The following is a 13,917-nucleotide window of genomic DNA, read 5'->3' as shown; positions in this document are numbered from 1 at the left end:
CGGCCCAACTTATCGCGCGTTGGCAGTCCGTAGCGTTGCCAACACATTTAAATCCGATGACCACTGTCCGTGTTAAAGACAACGAACCTTTCGAGGTCGCCCTGCGACGATTCAAGCGCACGATTGAAAAGTTAGGTCTGATAACAGCGCTTCGCGCGCGCGAGTTCTACGAGAAGCCGACGACCGAGCGCAAGCGCAAGAAGGCAGCAGCTGTCAGCCGGCAGCGCAAGCTGGTTCGCTCGTCCCAGTTGCCCAAGAAGATGTACTGATTCGTCCTTGGAAGTGGAATTGAGGCCCGTTTGGCTCGCCAGCGCGGGCTTTTTCAACCTGGTCGAGCGGCAAGTGAGCATCGCCCCACGGGCGGAGGAGCAAATCGTGGCCTGGCTAAAGGATGTTCTGGCAAAGGCTCAGCCGGCTCCGTCCCGGTCCAAGCGGACAGGCAACTCCAGGGCGGTCCAGGGCGGTCCATGGCGCCGGCAAGCCGATGAAAAAGATAATCGATGAACTGGCCAACAAGTGGGCGTTCGCTGCGCACTGCACGGGGTTGAAGTGAGGTCGGCCGCTGCAGACTCAAAACGTACGAACGAACGCATTACCTTGATTGCGGCCAGCAGTTCTTCAGTCAGTGACGCGCTAGCTGGCCAGTCAGGGGGTGCGTGGCGCATGCTGTGCCATAAGATCGACAATCCAGTCGATGAACACCCGAAGCGATTGCGGGCATAGCGGTTGGGCGAATAGGCCATGTAGAGCGGCATCGGGTCTATCCGCCAGTCCGTGAAGAGCTGCACCAGCGCGCCGTTTGCAGCATGTTCCTTTGCCATGTACGCCGGCAGCCATAGCACGCCCAGCCCTGAAAGCCCGGCGGTCAGGTAGGCATTTCCGTCGTCGATCGCCAGCAGGTAGCGCCCTTCCATCGTCGCGCGCTCGTCGCCCTTGGTCATCGCATAGGGCAGCTTGCCAGCCCAGCGGTAGTGCACGATGCGATGGCGGAGATCGTGCAGTTCATTCGGGTGCGAGGGCGTGCCCGCCGCTACCAGGTAGGACGGCGCGGCATATACGTTGAGCTGCAGGTCGCCGACGTGGCGCGCCACCAGCGAACCTTCCTTGACCTCGCCTCCGCGCACTATGCAATCGACGTTCTCGCCGATCAGGTCGACCTTGCGGTCGCTCGCGCTCATCTCCAGCTGAATGTCGGGAAAACGGTTGTGGAATGCGGGCAGCGCAGGCACCAGGATGATATTGGCCAAAGGGCTCGGCACATCCACGCGAAGCAGGCCGCGCGGCGATGTGGAGGCACCTGGGAGGTTGCCTTCGATGTCGTCCAGTTCGGCCAGCAGGCGAAGCACGCGCTCGTAGTAGGCGGCGCCATCCGTGGTGACGTTCACCCGCCGCGTTGTGCGGTTGAGCAGCTTGATTCGCAAGTGCGCCTCCAGTTGCTGCACCATCTGGGTGACCGTGGTCCGGCTCATGCCCAGGTGTCCGGCCGCCTTCGTGAAACTGTCCGCCTCTACCACCCGCACGAACGCCTTCATGCTGTCGAACCTGTCCATTCGTGCGCCCCTTGGTTGTTCCGGGTATCTGATCATTGGATTGAATACGCAAACAAGTGTTGCGGCAGTTCGCGGGTTTATCCGAGCGAAGCAAAAAACTAAAGTGCCTGGATCCATCAACATCAGGAGTATCGAAATGAGCGCACGCGACGCTGTTTTCCCCGCCGGTCGACAAGACCTCTACACATCGCAGACCTATTCCACAGCGATCCGATCGGGCAATCTGCTATTCGTGTCGGGTCAGGTCGGCAGCCGCAGCGACGGCTCGCCCGAGCCTGAGTTCGAGGCGCAAGTTCGCCTGGCATTCGCCAATCTCGCGGCGACGTTGAAAGCGGGTGGATGCGGGCTTGACGACATCGTCGATGTGACGACTTTCCATACCGATCCACAGAACCAGTTCGGCACGGTCATGACTGTAAAAGGCGAGGTATTTCCCCAGGCGCCGTATCCGAACTGGACGGCAGTCGGGGTCACCTGGCTCGGGGGATTCGACTTCGAAATTAAGGTCATCGCCCGCATTCCTAGCTGAGCGCCGAACAACCGGTGTCGGGGACTGATCGACGCAGCCCTGCATCAGGCTTAGTTCGGCCCGGGCCCCGGTCCACGATGGCTAGCTGCTAACGGGTGTTCGACAAATCCTCCCAGTCTGAGGAGTTTTTTGCGGAGCGTCTGCGCGACGCGGAGTCGTAGGGCTAGGCAAGTGAGAGGGTGTCCATGCACCTCTTTATGACTGGGTATTGTCTGTGACCTCGTACCTGCGGCAACCGCCTCGAGCAGGCGTCACTTGCCGCCCTTAAAGCAGGGGGACAGATCTGGGCGCTTGCGAAAGAGCCAAAGATGTTGTGTTTTATGGAACGCACCACCCTAAAAATTAAAGTTCCGGGTGGGGTCGCACGCAAATGAAAATCGAAGGAAAAAGTTCTATTTATGACTAAGCGCTACCACCTAATAGCCCACTTCTTCGATGCCGGCAATCCGCGGGAAGCACAAATTTAATGAGCTACAGTTTCTGCACCTTAGGGCAACTTGTCATGTCCTAACGAAATCGCTTCAATACCCCAAATACTGCGTTTTCGGCCTTTTATTGAGACGCTCAACACCGTTTGGGGGCAGAACGTGACACCTGATCAATTCCCGCCGTTACGTAACGATCTTCCAGTGTTACGACTCATCGATGACGATGAGTCTTTCCGGCGTGCCTTAAATAGACTTCTTCGAGCTGCCGGCTATCAAGTGGCGGAATACGGTTCCGTGGGAGAAATGCTACTTGCCGGCGTGGGACCTGCTCCCGGATGCATGATCCTTGACATCCATATGCCAGGTCCAAGTGGCCTCGACCTCCAAGAAATGATTGCGGCGCGGCCGGATCCGCTCCCCGTGATCTTCGTAACTGCACAAGCCACTGTTCACGAGACCCTGCGCGCGATGAAGGCCGGCGCGACCGACGTCTTGTTCAAACCAGTGGACAGCGAGATGCTCCTTGAAGCCGTGCAGGGCGCAGTGTCCAAGGACTCAGTCCAGCGTATCGCGAGTCGGCAGCGATCCGCGCTTGAAGCTCGATACGCTCGCCTGAGCCCCCGCGAACGACAGGTTCTGGACATGGTCGTTCGGGGGTCGCTCAACAAGCAGATCAGTTGGGAACTAGGGGCCGCTGAACGCACTGTCAAGGCTTACAGGGCGAACATGATGGAAAAAATGGAAGTGAGATCAGTTGCAGATCTGGTTCGAGCCGCAAGCCAACTCAACTTGCCGACCGTCGCTGCAACGTAAGGCCACGACTGCCTCCGACCTCGGGGGCTTCAGTGCACAAAAGTGCAATGCGGCATGCACGCGCGATCGGTTGCGGCGGCGCCGAAGCACAACCATGATGAAGCATCGGAGCGGACCACTTCAAGCCGGTCGAATGCGATCTTGCCAAGCGCCCACCACGCTTCGATGACAAACATTCGCAACCTGACCGGAAAAACCTTGCGCCCCAACGCTCCCCAGCTAAAGGCAAGCAGCCGGGGATGCTTTTTTGATGTCCGGGAGAGTGCTGATGAAACCGAAAGCCAGCTTGATAGTCCGCGGGACATTTGACCTGGTGTTTGCGGTCTACTTTTCAGCAGCATCGCTGTCAGGCACGCACCACTCGATCTATGCGACTGCCTGGTATCTGGTGATCGATGGATTCCTCGCACTAGGCCTGGCTGCCGCAATCTATGCAGACCTTCGCACCCGCTGGCTGTTCCCGCTGGCGATGATTGATGCCGTGCTGCGCTTGTCGGTGGCCGGACTTATCTTCACTTATCCTGAAGTGACCGACTGGCTCCTTTCCGCAGCGTTGTTCTTCAGCGCAATGACGGTTCTCCACATCGCAGTGGGTTTCGGCGGCCTGGCCTACGTACTGTTCGCGCGGCAAGCCTCTTTCACCGGCTATCGGGTAGGCACGGCGTGGCCGGCAATTCTGATTTGCTTCTACACACTCGCGGTTGGGATAGGCCTAGCGTTGGAATTGTTTGGTATCGACGGCGAGCGCACATTGATCGGATCCAATGCACTTTTCTTCGGCTTTACGCTCCTCGCAGCGGGTATCGGCATGACTTCCATTGTCAAGAATTGAGAAGTTTGTAGCATCTCAAAGTTGCGCGTTTGCGCATCTTGATCGCGGCTGCCAGACGTTCCCGATCGGCAACGTCATGGCGCGTGAGCGTCTGCCCGGCAACGTCCGCTGTGTAGCCGGGGGCCTTGTCGCTCAGTTTTTCGGCATCAGTTTTTCGACGACCTGATCGATGCTGAAGCTCGCTGCCTTAGCGCGGGGCGGGAATTCCTTGAAGCTTTGCAGCCACTGCGCCAGAAGGGGCGGCGCCGCATACTGCAGGAACACGTTTTCCACGAACCAGTCGTTGTACTTGATGCTTTCTTCGGCCCTCTCAAACGGATCGGAGCGCAGATCGAAGAACTTCGGAATTCGCATTTGCGACAGCGGTTCGCGCCACACATCGAGTCCCTTGCTGCGTTGTTCGGCAAACACGATCTTGTACTTTCCCATACGCATCGCCATCATCTCCCCATCATCGCTCCAGTACAGGAACCCCTGACGAGGACATTTGTCTTCCTTGCCTGCGAGGAATGGCAGCAGGTTGTAGCCGTCGAGGTGGACCTTGTAGGTCTTCTCACCGATCGTGTAGCCCTTCTTCACTTTTTCCACGAGGTCGGCCTCGCCATTCGCCGCGGCGAACGTGGGGATGAAGTCCTGCAAGGAGCAGATGTCGTTGATCACACGACCCGGCTCGATAACGCCGGGCCAGCGCATCACGCACGGAATGCGCCACCCGCCTTCCCAGTTGGTGTCCTTCTCGCCGCGAAACGGCGTTGCGCCGCCATCGGGCCAAGACAATACCTCCGCACCGTTGTCCGTGGTAAAGACCACGACGGTGTTATCCGCCACGCCGAGATCGTCGAGCTTCTGCAGGAGCTGGCCGACATAGCCGTCCAGCTCGACCATACCGTCCGGGTACAGGCCGAAGCCGCTCTTGCCGCGCGACGACTCCTTCAGGTGCGTGAAGACATGCATGCGCGTCGGGTTGAAGTAGCAGAACCACGGAGCGCCCTCTTTGGTCTTGCGATCCATAAAGTCGATGGCCGCGCCGATGAACTCCTCGTCGACGGTCTCCATGCGCTTGCGTGTAAGGGCGCCCGTGTTCTCGATGACCTGCTTGCCGACCTTGCCGAACTGCGCGTCGACCGTCGCGTCCTCCTTGTCAGTGGCTTTGCACTTCATGACACCGCGCGGCCCGAAGCGCTTGCGGAACTCAGCATCTTTCGGGTAGTTGTCGTACTCGGGCTCTTCCTCCGCATTAAGGTGGTACAGATTGCCGAAGAACTCGTCGAAACCGTGCACGGTGGGCAGATGCTCGTTTCGGTCGCCCAGGTGGTTCTTTCCGAACTGGCCAGTGGCGTAGCCGTACGACTTCAGGAATTGTGCGATCGAAGGATCCTCGAAGCTCAAACCGCTGGCTGCCCCCGGCATTCCAACTTTGGTCAGGCCGGTACGAATCGGTGTTTGACCCGTGATGAACGCGGCGCGGCCTGCGGTGCAACTTTGCTGCCCGTAGAAGTCGGTGAACATCGCTCCTTGGCGGGCAATTCGGTCGATGTTTGGCGTGCGGTAGCCCATGACTCCGTGGTTGTAGGCACTGACGTTGAACCATCCGATGTCGTCCGCCATGATGAAAAGAATGTTCGGTTTTGCTGGTGTAGCCATCAGGTGCTCCTGTGTACGTTGAAGTGAAGGGTCGTCGACCCGTCGCCATCTTCCCCGCGCTCGCACGGGTGCGGAACTGCCTCTTCGGGCAACGCGTGCTGCACCGTGGGGGCAGTGGGCGCGATGCGTGAGCGTGCGTCGGGTTGCACAGTGCTGGCGTATAGAAGTAACCATTTGCCGCACGCATCTGCTGCCCGAAAGTGCAGCCTGTCGTGCACACGTGAGCGATTGCCCGGCCTACGGGGCACCACCATGATCGTTCGGCGCTGGCTGTTTCTGTCCGGCGATTTTTCCAAGGAACATCATGCTGCTGTCAAATCTTTCCACCCGTCTTGCCGCGCTCGTCGTGGCTGTTGTGCTGAGTGCATGCGCCTCGCCGGATCCCGCGCCTGCAACGGGATCGAGGGCGATCCGCCAGGGCACTATCGAGCAGATCACGCCCACCCAGTTGCAAAGTTCTCACCATGCCGGCGTCGGCGCCATCGTCGGCGGCCTGGGTGGCCTGGGCATCGGCAGCCTGATCGGCAACGGATCCGGACGCGATGTCGCGCAGGTCATCGGCGTTGTCGGTGGCGCCATCGCCGGGAACGAAATCCAGAAGAGGTACGACACGCCTGTCGCGGCGCAACAGGTAATCGTGCGTACAGCAAGCGGGGTGCTGGTCTCGATCACCCAGCCCGTGGTGCCAGGGCTGCGCGTCGGACAGGCGGTGTACATCGAGGGCAACGGCGAGGCCGCGCGGGTCATCGCGCAATAACGCCAGTGTCGCTGGCCGGAGACGCCCCATGAATTTGAAGACGGCGCTGATCGCAAGGGGCGCCTATGACTTGCTGTTTGCAATTTACCTGTGGGCGGCCCCCGCGGCGGGCGCGCGGCAAGCGTTGCACACCACGGGGTGCTTCCTGACCGTAGACGGCCTGGTAGCCCTTGGCGTCGCGGTGCTCATGCGGGGGAACCCCAGCACGCGCTGGCTTGCCGCGCCCGCCATCGTCGACGCTCTGGCGCGGCTGAGCGTTGGCACGCTGGTGCTTGCGCATCCGAACATAGAAGATCGGATCCTCTCCGCTGTATTTCTCTTCACGGCAACCATCGCGCTATGCATCTCGATGGGACTAGTCGGCCTGGGCTATGCAATGGCGGCGAAGCGTCTGGGTAGGGACTATCGCTCGGGCACCGCCTGGCCGCTGGTCACCATCAGCATTTCTACGCTGGCGTTCGGAGTTGGACTGGCCGTTGGACTGTCGAGCGATGAGACGCGAAGGGCGCTCGTTGGTGCCACTGCATTGGCCGTCGGGCTTACGCTGCTTACCTTTGGCTTTAGGCTTTCGGCGCCCGGCAAGTCCTGAGGTTGTGGGCTGTTCGCCTGCGGCAGTAGGCCCGCAACCATGCGCGCCCCGTTCGGCTAGACGTGAACAACGCAGCGAAAACCGAGATGACTCGTCGCCGTATCGATCGGCTGGGCCATTCGCGCAGCCGGCCGATACCGGTGGCAATAATTGGGAGCGCACAGGTGAGAGCCGCCCTTCATCACGCGTCGCGGTATGCGGGTGGAAGAGCTGTCTGGGTTACAGCTGTCGGCCTCTGAGCCCCCACGTGGATTGTCCAGGGTGCAGCACGCCTTGATGATCTTTCCATGTGATTGGTACCAATCGGTCGTCCATTCCCATACATTGCCCGCCATGTCGTACAAGCCATAGCCGTTTGGCGCGAACGTGCCGACCGGTGCTGTCCACTCGTAGCCGTCTTCCTGCAGGTTTTGCCACGGAAAATCCCCCTGCCAGGTGTTGGCCATGGCTCGCCCTTCAGGGTTGAACTCGTCTCCCCAACAATAGGCTGCCCCCTCGAGTCCGCCACGCGCAGCGAACTCCCACTCCGCCTCGGTCGGCAAGGTTTTTCCGACCCATGACGCGTAGGCCTGCGCGTCGTCGAATCCGACGTGCACCACCGGGTGGTTCCAGAGCCCTTGCAACGAGCTACCCGGACCACGCGGGCGACGCCAGTTCGCGCCCGCCACATAAGCCCACCATTGGTACGGATTGGCAAGACTTACGGGCCCTGGCGGCTTTCTGAACACCACCGATGAGGGCGCCAGCAACTCGGGCGCGGCTCCGGGATAGTCTCTGGGGTCAGCCGGCCGCTCGGCTGAGGTGACGTGTCCCGTCGCTTCGACGAAACGCTTGAATTGCGCGTTTGTCACTGCGTATGTGTCGATCCAGAAGCTGCCGACGCGGGCCTTGTGCGCCGGCGATTCCTCCGGATAGTGGTCGTTCGAACCCATCAGAAAACTCCCCCCAGGGAGCAGCACCATGTTTTCGTGCTGCGCCCCGTGGCCACTGGCCGTTTGCTCGAATCGCGCGTGCGCATGCATAAAGTGCCTCGTTCAGAACAGGTTGATGATCACGGAGACCGCAGCAAATGCACCAATCACCGCCAGCACAATCGCGACGCCAAGCAGCGGCGTCTTTATCTGGTTGTCCACCAACCCAGCCACTGGCGTGAAATCTTCACTCCAAAGATAGTGCAGCATGGATCGATATTGCCTTGCGGAAATTGCCAGCGCGACAACCCCGGCAACGATCAGGCCCAGGCCGAAGTAACCCGATGCCTCAGGAAAGCGAAGCTGCGAAGGTCCCTCGCCTTTCTGCAGTCCTGCGAAGAATTGGACGATGGTGAAACCGAAGCCGATCAGCGCGGTGGACGTACGCACCCAAGACATGAGCGTTCGTTCCACGCTCATTCGAGTCCGCAGCCACGAAAAATGAGTCTCCACCGAAGGTTTTACGTCAAACCTCTCGCGGGGCGCTTCCCAATTCTTGTCCTTTGTCATTTGGCACTTCCCATCACGATGGATTTTGAAAAGGTCGGGTGCGAAACCGGCGCGTGGTCGAACGAGCCCGCCGCACGAAATGTTGATTTGAAGCCGCCTCCATGCACAGCCGTCGAACGTGCACGCCGAAATGCACCATGGGGCAAAAGCGCCACTTCGCACCCAAGTGCATGCTTGGCAATCACCTTTGGACGATTGACGGCAAACCTCGTCGTCTTAATCCTTGGACTTGGGCGCTCCATGGCGGTTGTCAGAGCGCAGCTGTCGTTCGTCAACGAATTCCCCTTCATCAATTTGACTTAGCAAGGAGACCGTACATGGACCCCCTATCGACAGGCCGGTCGCTCATCGGGCGCTTGTTGGCGCTGATACTGCCTGCGGTGCTCTTGCTGGCAGCTACCAGCTTGAATGCCCAGCCTTTGGCTTCCTGGAACGAGGGGCCGACCAAGAGTGCCATCCTGAAATTCGTGACCGACGTGACGACACCGGGAGCGCCCGGCTTCGTCGAGAAGGATCAGCGCATCGCAGTGTTCGACAACGACGGCACCTTGTGGGCGGAGCAGCCCATCTACTTCCAATTTGCGTTCGCGATCGACCGTGTTCGCGAACTGGCGCCCGCGCATCCCGAATGGAAAGGCAAGCCCGTGTTCGATGCCATCCTGAAGGGCGACATGAAAGGCATGGCGGCCGCTGGCGAGAAAGGGCTGGCCGAGGTGCTGGCAGTCACGCACGCGGGCATGTCCACCGACGAGTTCTCCGCAGCAGTCGCACATTGGCTTGTCACGTCGCGCCATCCGCGGTTCCAGCGGCGCTATGACGAACTGGTCTACCAGCCGATGCGCGAGCTGCTCGACCACTTGAATGGCAACGGGTTCAAGACCTTCATCGTTTCCGGTGGCGGCATCGAGTTCATGCGCGTCTTTGCGCAGCGGGTCTACGGCATCCCGCCAGAGCAAGTCATCGGCTCGACCGGGCAGCTCAAGCTGGGCACCGGCAAGGACGGCCAGCCGGTGCTGATTCGCCTGCCCCAGATCGACCTGGTCGACGACAAGGCGGGCAAGCCGGTGGGCATCCAGCGCTTCATCGGGCGGCGCCCCATCCTCGCCTTCGGCAACTCCGACGGCGACCTGCAAATGCTGCAGTGGACCGCGGCGGGCAGCGGGCTCCGGTTCATCGGCATCGTGCATCACACCGATGGTGACCGCGAGTTCGCCTACGACCGGAAGTCGCGCATCGGCACGCTCGACAAGGCCTGGGACGAAGGCAAGGCGCGCGGCTGGACCATCGTCGACATGAAGCAGGACTGGCGCCAGGTCTTCCCTGGCGACCGGCCGTGATCCCGCCCTCGATCTGGACAACCTACTTGGGCGTGTCGCCCTGGGTGCTGCGCCGCTTCAGGCTGCCGTCCTTGTTGCGCCGGCGCTGATCCCTGGTCTCGGCGCGCTCTTCGCCGGCCACGCCGGCCTTGTCCGTCCCGAACGAGCCGCCCTCGGGCGTGGCGGCCACGTCACCCGCCGGCGGGGCCACCGCGCCGTGCTGCCTTGCATCGCTGCGGGCCTGCGCTCGCTTCTGGCTCGCACTGTTGGTGGCATTGCCCTGTTCAGGGGTGGTACCGCTGGGGTTCTGCGCTTGCGCCAGCGACGCAACGAAGGTGGCAAGTACCGAAACCAAGAGTTTGTTCATTTCGAAACCTCGACAAAGTTGAGAAGACCCGGCGCCCCGGATCGGGGCAAGACCATGGTTCCGGCATTCGGAAAGCAGGTGAATCCGCTTAAGGGGCGGCAGGCTGTGCACTTTGGGGTAGGCGGGGCAACGGCTTCACCGCTCGGCAGCGCGGCGGTCAAAGGAAGAACTTGAGGACGTGCGACAGCAGCCGGTCCATGGGCACGAGCGCGAGGGCGATCACGGCAAACGGCAATGCAGTCGCCGCAGCCAGGATGATCAGGCTTCGCAGGTCCACTGGCAGCAGCCGCAGCGCACCCGCGCCCTGCACGACCTGGTGCAGGTCGGCCAAGGCGGAAGCTTCGTTCGAGCCCAGCAGTTTCTGCGCCTCCAGCTTGAGCGGCTGGCTCATCCAGTTGTCCTCGAAGGCCATGCCCGCGGACTGCGCCAGCGCGCCGTACAGGAGATTGCTGCGGTGCCAGAGATCGATCAGCTTGCCGCTGAAGATCAGCACCGGCGCAGCAAAGCCCGCGAGCACGAAGGCCAGCGTGCCGAGCATCGACGTGGCCAGCAGTTCCACGCTGCCCGGCGTGCCGGCCCACACGTGCGCCAGAGTGGTCGCCGCGACCAGCACGCCGATCGCCAGGCCGAGAATGGAGAACGCGCGCAGCGAAAAGCTCACGAACAGCAGTCCGGCGGCACCGTCGGGATGCGCGGCGACAAGGCGCAGTTCCAGCCGGGAAACACCCCAGAGAAAGCGAATCCAGAGAGTCCAGCGCCAGATCCATCCAAGCAGGAGGATCAGCAACAACGGCAGGCTGACCAGCGTGTGCCACCAGCTCGCGAGCGAGCGCCCCAATGGCATCGCCGGGTTGCCGCGATGCCAGTCGGGCAGGAAGCTCGGCGGCACGTTTTGCGCAACGAGCAAAGCCGCCGAGAACGCCAGACCGACGGCCACGATCTCCAGCCACCGCAGGTCCCGCAGCCGCCCGATCTTTCGAAGCAATGCGTTGTAAGCCACCTCCTGTGACGCAGGCACGAGCTGCCGCTGCCTGAACACGAAGCCGATTGCGCCCAGGCGCGGGATGCAGATGCCCTCGGCCAATACCAGCAACGGCGCAACGATCAGCGAGCGCGCATGCACCGACGCATCGCGCCAGAACGCGTGCCACACCTGGTGTTCACCATCGAGAAGCGACAACACGGCAAGCAGAACCAAAGGCAGCCAGCCGACAGCTGCCACCATGGCGGCGCGATGCCGCAGTGGCCAGCGACCCACGCCGATGCACCGGAAGAACTTCGTCGGCGGACCGCCGGCGAACAGGCTGTCGTGCTGCTGCTGCGACGCCGCAAACAGGCCCTGGAGCGCCACGGCCTCACCCGGGCTGCCTGGGCTTGTGCGACCTGTCCAGCCACCAGCGCGCAACTCGCGCGGCAGGCCCGCGCACCAGCAGGTAAGGCAGGAACGCCAGGAAAAAGATGATGGCGATCGCTTCCCCCACGTAGAAGAAACCGAAGGTCTTGATCTGGTACATCGCCTCCATCGCAACGCCGAGCAGCAGGATCCGCGTGGTGGCCTTCACGCCTTCGCGAAGGCGGCCCGACCGCTGCGCCGGGTCGTGCACGATGGTCCAGAAATACGGCGAACGGCCGGTCTTCGCATCCTGGATGCCGTTCAGCACGGCAATGAGAACAGCCATCACCGGCTGCAGCACGAAGCGAAACGCATAGGGTCCGCTGGGCCGGGACATCATGTCGGTCCAGAAGCGATGCATGATTTCCTGGAATTCCATGGCGGTCTTTCTCTGGTGACGGCAAGGGGGCGAGCAGCAACTCAGCGCAGGGGGGCGAGGGTCGTCGCGGAGGCATCACGTGGCTTGGTACCGCTCGACGCATCCGGCGCAAAAAAAGCATGTGACTCCACGAGGGATTCGACATCGAGTCCAGGGCCCAGGCTGCCGAATCGGCTTTCAAGACCGGCGCGGCGCATCACGCCACGCACATAGCCGCCCAGATTCGAGACGCGTAAGGTGATCCCTCGCTCTTTCAATTCGTCGTGGCATTCCTCGAACATCGTGGTCGCGGCGATGTCGACGTACGGCGAAGACGAGAGGTCGAATATCACGAGGTCCACCGTCTCGTGCTGGTTGGCAATGGCCTCCATCAGATCGGCCTTCACCTTGCCAACGTTCGCGTAGAAGAGGCCTGCATTCGCACGGAACACCAGCACACCCGGTTCCACGCGGTTGTCTGGATGGCGCGCCAGATCGCTGAAATACGACGTGCCGGGAATACGGCCGAGCTCCACCGTGCTGGGGTTGCTCGCGCGCCAGACCAGCAGCAGCAGCGACAGCACTGTGCCGATCATCACGCCCTCGAGCATGCCGAACACCAGCACCCCCGCCAAGGCCGCCAGCGCAATCCAGAACTCTGTTCGACTGATGCGCCACAGCCGGCGAAGTGCTGCGATGTCGATCAGGCCCTTCACCGCGATGATGACCACCGCAGCCAGCACGGGCTCGGGCAGGCTGGTGAATGCGCCTGTAAAGAAGATGACAATGACGGCCAGCAACAGGCCGGAGATTGCACCGGCCAGCGGCGTCTTCGCGCCTGCCTGGTCATTGACGGCGGAGCGCGACATGCTGCAACCTACCGGCAGCGCGGAACCGGCTCCGCAAACCAGGTTGGCCGCGCCGAGTGCCATGAGCTCCTGGTTCGCATCGGCGGGATACTTGTGCTTTGCAGCAAAGGTGCGCACCACGCCCATCCCTTCCACGTAGGACAGCAGGAACACAGCGAACGCCGTCGGCAGCAAAGCCTTCACGTCCTCCAGTGCGAACGAGGGAAGTTGAAACGGCGGCAGACCCGCCGGAATTTCGCCGGTGATTCTGATGCCGTGGCCGCCGAGGCCCGTGAACATCATCAGCAGGATCGACGCTGCCACCACCAGCAGCGCCCAGGGCACACGCGGTGCGATCTTTTCGGTGACGAGCAGCACGGCAATGACGGACAGCCCCAGCCCTAGCGACCATAAGTTGGTCGTGCCCAGGTTCTGCACGATGTACACGACGCGATCGATGAACTCCCCTTTCGCGCCCTCGATACCGAACAGCTTGCCCAATTGGGTCGTGGCGATGTAGATCGCAGCGCCGGCGGAAAACCCCGTGAGCACGGATTCCGAAATGAAGTTCACCAGAAAACCCAGCCGCAGGATGCGCGCCACGATGGCGATGGCGCCGACCATCAGTGCAAGCAAGGCGGCCATCTGCGCATAGCGCGAGGGGTCGCGGAGCGACAGGCCGGCAAGCCCGGTTGCCACCAGGATCGACAACGCCGACGTCGGGCCGATGGCCGCCTGCCGCGAGGTGCCGAACACCGCATACGCGAACACGGCCAGCAGACTCGCATAGAGCCCGGCCTGCGGCGGGAGGCCGGCGAGCCCCGCGTACGCCATGCTCTCCGGAATACAGAACGCCGCGACCGTCACCCCTGCCATCACGTCGGCACGCAGCCAGTCAGTCTTGTAGCGCGGTGCCCACCGCAGGATGGGAAACACCCGCGCTAGCGCGCCGGGCGTTGTCGAACGTTGAGCGTCGGCGGTCGTGGTCATGAGGTGCTTCCGGTCGATTCGA

The 13,917-nt window shown here is 61.7% G+C and carries 15 protein-coding genes and 1 pseudogene; 7 read left to right on the top strand and 9 right to left on the bottom strand.

The window, feature by feature from the left end; translation table 11 throughout:
* Positions 1-56 precede the first annotated feature (56 nt).
* Positions 57-269, top strand: coding sequence for a 30S ribosomal protein S21 (gene rpsU / locus ACSFBM_RS00205; RefSeq protein WP_435442894.1), 213 nt, complete (start codon positions 57-59; stop codon positions 267-269).
* A 376-nt stretch (positions 270-645) separates the two neighbouring features.
* Here rpsU and ACSFBM_RS00200 read toward each other — a convergent pair.
* Positions 646-1,550: pseudogene (locus tag ACSFBM_RS00200) on the bottom strand (LysR family transcriptional regulator).
* Positions 1,551-1,686: 136 nt separating this feature from the next.
* Here ACSFBM_RS00200 and ACSFBM_RS00195 point away from each other — a divergent pair.
* Both ACSFBM_RS00195 and ACSFBM_RS00190 read left to right on the top strand, forming a co-directional pair.
* Positions 1,687-2,079 (top strand): RidA family protein, encoded by a 393-nt coding sequence (locus ACSFBM_RS00195; RefSeq protein WP_435482597.1) that lies wholly within the window; start codon positions 1,687-1,689, stop codon positions 2,077-2,079.
* Positions 2,080-2,666: 587 nt separating this feature from the next.
* Positions 2,667-3,320 (top strand): response regulator transcription factor, encoded by a 654-nt coding sequence (locus ACSFBM_RS00190; protein WP_435482596.1) that lies wholly within the window; start codon positions 2,667-2,669, stop codon positions 3,318-3,320.
* 29 nt (positions 3,321-3,349) lie between these two features.
* On the opposite strand, the gene ACSFBM_RS00185 is transcribed toward ACSFBM_RS00190, so the two are convergent.
* A complete protein-coding gene (locus tag ACSFBM_RS00185) occupies positions 3,350-3,496 on the bottom strand; it encodes a hypothetical protein (protein WP_435482595.1) in 147 nt (48 codons plus the stop codon).
* Positions 3,497-3,588: 92 nt separating this feature from the next.
* On the opposite strand from ACSFBM_RS00185, the gene ACSFBM_RS00180 reads away from it, so the two are divergent.
* On the top strand, positions 3,589-4,152 hold the full coding sequence (locus ACSFBM_RS00180) for a hypothetical protein (RefSeq protein ID WP_435482594.1): 564 nt from the start codon (positions 3,589-3,591) through the stop codon (positions 4,150-4,152).
* A 132-nt stretch (positions 4,153-4,284) separates the two neighbouring features.
* Here the strand turns inward: ACSFBM_RS00180 and ACSFBM_RS00175 are convergent, their stop codons facing one another.
* Positions 4,285-5,796, bottom strand: coding sequence for an arylsulfatase (locus tag ACSFBM_RS00175; protein WP_435482593.1), 1,512 nt, complete (start codon positions 5,794-5,796; stop codon positions 4,285-4,287).
* A 304-nt stretch (positions 5,797-6,100) separates the two neighbouring features.
* On the opposite strand from ACSFBM_RS00175, the gene ACSFBM_RS00170 reads away from it, so the two are divergent.
* Both ACSFBM_RS00170 and ACSFBM_RS00165 read left to right on the top strand, forming a co-directional pair.
* Positions 6,101-6,553: a glycine zipper 2TM domain-containing protein gene (locus ACSFBM_RS00170; RefSeq protein ID WP_435482592.1), complete on the top strand. Its 453-nt coding sequence runs from the start codon at positions 6,101-6,103 to the stop codon at positions 6,551-6,553.
* Positions 6,554-6,581: 28 nt separating this feature from the next.
* The gene (locus ACSFBM_RS00165; protein WP_435482591.1) at positions 6,582-7,142 is read left to right on the top strand and encodes a hypothetical protein; all 561 of its coding nucleotides are present in this window, start codon (positions 6,582-6,584) and stop codon (positions 7,140-7,142) included.
* Positions 7,143-7,198: 56 nt separating this feature from the next.
* Here the strand turns inward: ACSFBM_RS00165 and ACSFBM_RS00160 are convergent, their stop codons facing one another.
* On the bottom strand, positions 7,199-8,164 hold the full coding sequence (locus ACSFBM_RS00160) for a formylglycine-generating enzyme family protein (protein ID WP_435482590.1): 966 nt from the start codon (positions 8,162-8,164) through the stop codon (positions 7,199-7,201).
* Between the two features lie 12 nt (positions 8,165-8,176).
* A complete protein-coding gene (locus ACSFBM_RS00155) occupies positions 8,177-8,623 on the bottom strand; it encodes a YidH family protein (protein ID WP_435482589.1) in 447 nt (148 codons plus the stop codon).
* Positions 8,624-8,940: 317 nt separating this feature from the next.
* Between ACSFBM_RS00155 and ACSFBM_RS00150 the strand changes: the two genes are divergently transcribed.
* Positions 8,941-9,960 (top strand): HAD family hydrolase, encoded by a 1,020-nt coding sequence (locus ACSFBM_RS00150; protein WP_435482588.1) that lies wholly within the window; start codon positions 8,941-8,943, stop codon positions 9,958-9,960.
* Between the two features lie 22 nt (positions 9,961-9,982).
* On the opposite strand, the gene ACSFBM_RS00145 is transcribed toward ACSFBM_RS00150, so the two are convergent.
* From ACSFBM_RS00145 to ACSFBM_RS00130, 4 genes are all read right to left on the bottom strand, one after another.
* A complete protein-coding gene (locus tag ACSFBM_RS00145) occupies positions 9,983-10,306 on the bottom strand; it encodes a cell envelope biogenesis protein TolA (RefSeq protein ID WP_435482587.1) in 324 nt (107 codons plus the stop codon).
* Positions 10,307-10,463: 157 nt separating this feature from the next.
* Positions 10,464-11,657: a hypothetical protein gene (locus ACSFBM_RS00140; protein ID WP_435482586.1), complete on the bottom strand. Its 1,194-nt coding sequence runs from the start codon at positions 11,655-11,657 to the stop codon at positions 10,464-10,466.
* A 4-nt stretch (positions 11,658-11,661) separates the two neighbouring features.
* Positions 11,662-12,078, bottom strand: a complete 417-nt coding sequence (locus ACSFBM_RS00135; protein WP_435482585.1) for a hypothetical protein — start codon at positions 12,076-12,078, stop codon at positions 11,662-11,664.
* A 41-nt stretch (positions 12,079-12,119) separates the two neighbouring features.
* Positions 12,120-13,895, bottom strand: a complete 1,776-nt coding sequence (locus ACSFBM_RS00130; RefSeq protein WP_435482584.1) for a SulP family inorganic anion transporter — start codon at positions 13,893-13,895, stop codon at positions 12,120-12,122.
* Positions 13,896-13,917: the final 22 nt, after the last annotated feature.

This window comes from Variovorax pasteuri, assembly GCF_051216435.1.
Taxonomy (GTDB): Bacteria; Pseudomonadota; Gammaproteobacteria; order Burkholderiales; family Burkholderiaceae_C; genus Variovorax.
The sequence above is the reverse complement of the archived record's forward strand: the minus strand, read 5'-3'. Positions and strand labels throughout refer to the sequence as shown.

Coding starts and splice junctions, on each gene's coding strand:
- rpsU (WP_435442894.1), top strand. CDS start 57: ATGACCACTGTCCGTGTTAAAGACAACGAACCTTTCGAGGTCGCCCTG.
- ACSFBM_RS00170 (WP_435482592.1), top strand. CDS start 6,101: ATGCTGCTGTCAAATCTTTCCACCCGTCTTGCCGCGCTCGTCGTGGCT.
- ACSFBM_RS00180 (WP_435482594.1), top strand. CDS start 3,589: ATGAAACCGAAAGCCAGCTTGATAGTCCGCGGGACATTTGACCTGGTG.
- ACSFBM_RS00145 (WP_435482587.1), bottom strand. CDS start 10,306: ATGAACAAACTCTTGGTTTCGGTACTTGCCACCTTCGTTGCGTCGCTG.
- ACSFBM_RS00130 (WP_435482584.1), bottom strand. CDS start 13,895: ATGACCACGACCGCCGACGCTCAACGTTCGACAACGCCCGGCGCGCTA.
- ACSFBM_RS00155 (WP_435482589.1), bottom strand. CDS start 8,623: ATGACAAAGGACAAGAATTGGGAAGCGCCCCGCGAGAGGTTTGACGTA.
- ACSFBM_RS00135 (WP_435482585.1), bottom strand. CDS start 12,078: ATGGAATTCCAGGAAATCATGCATCGCTTCTGGACCGACATGATGTCC.
- ACSFBM_RS00150 (WP_435482588.1), top strand. CDS start 8,941: ATGGACCCCCTATCGACAGGCCGGTCGCTCATCGGGCGCTTGTTGGCG.
- ACSFBM_RS00195 (WP_435482597.1), top strand. CDS start 1,687: ATGAGCGCACGCGACGCTGTTTTCCCCGCCGGTCGACAAGACCTCTAC.
- ACSFBM_RS00175 (WP_435482593.1), bottom strand. CDS start 5,796: ATGGCTACACCAGCAAAACCGAACATTCTTTTCATCATGGCGGACGAC.
- ACSFBM_RS00165 (WP_435482591.1), top strand. CDS start 6,582: ATGAATTTGAAGACGGCGCTGATCGCAAGGGGCGCCTATGACTTGCTG.
- ACSFBM_RS00185 (WP_435482595.1), bottom strand. CDS start 3,496: ATGTTTGTCATCGAAGCGTGGTGGGCGCTTGGCAAGATCGCATTCGAC.
- ACSFBM_RS00160 (WP_435482590.1), bottom strand. CDS start 8,164: ATGCATGCGCACGCGCGATTCGAGCAAACGGCCAGTGGCCACGGGGCG.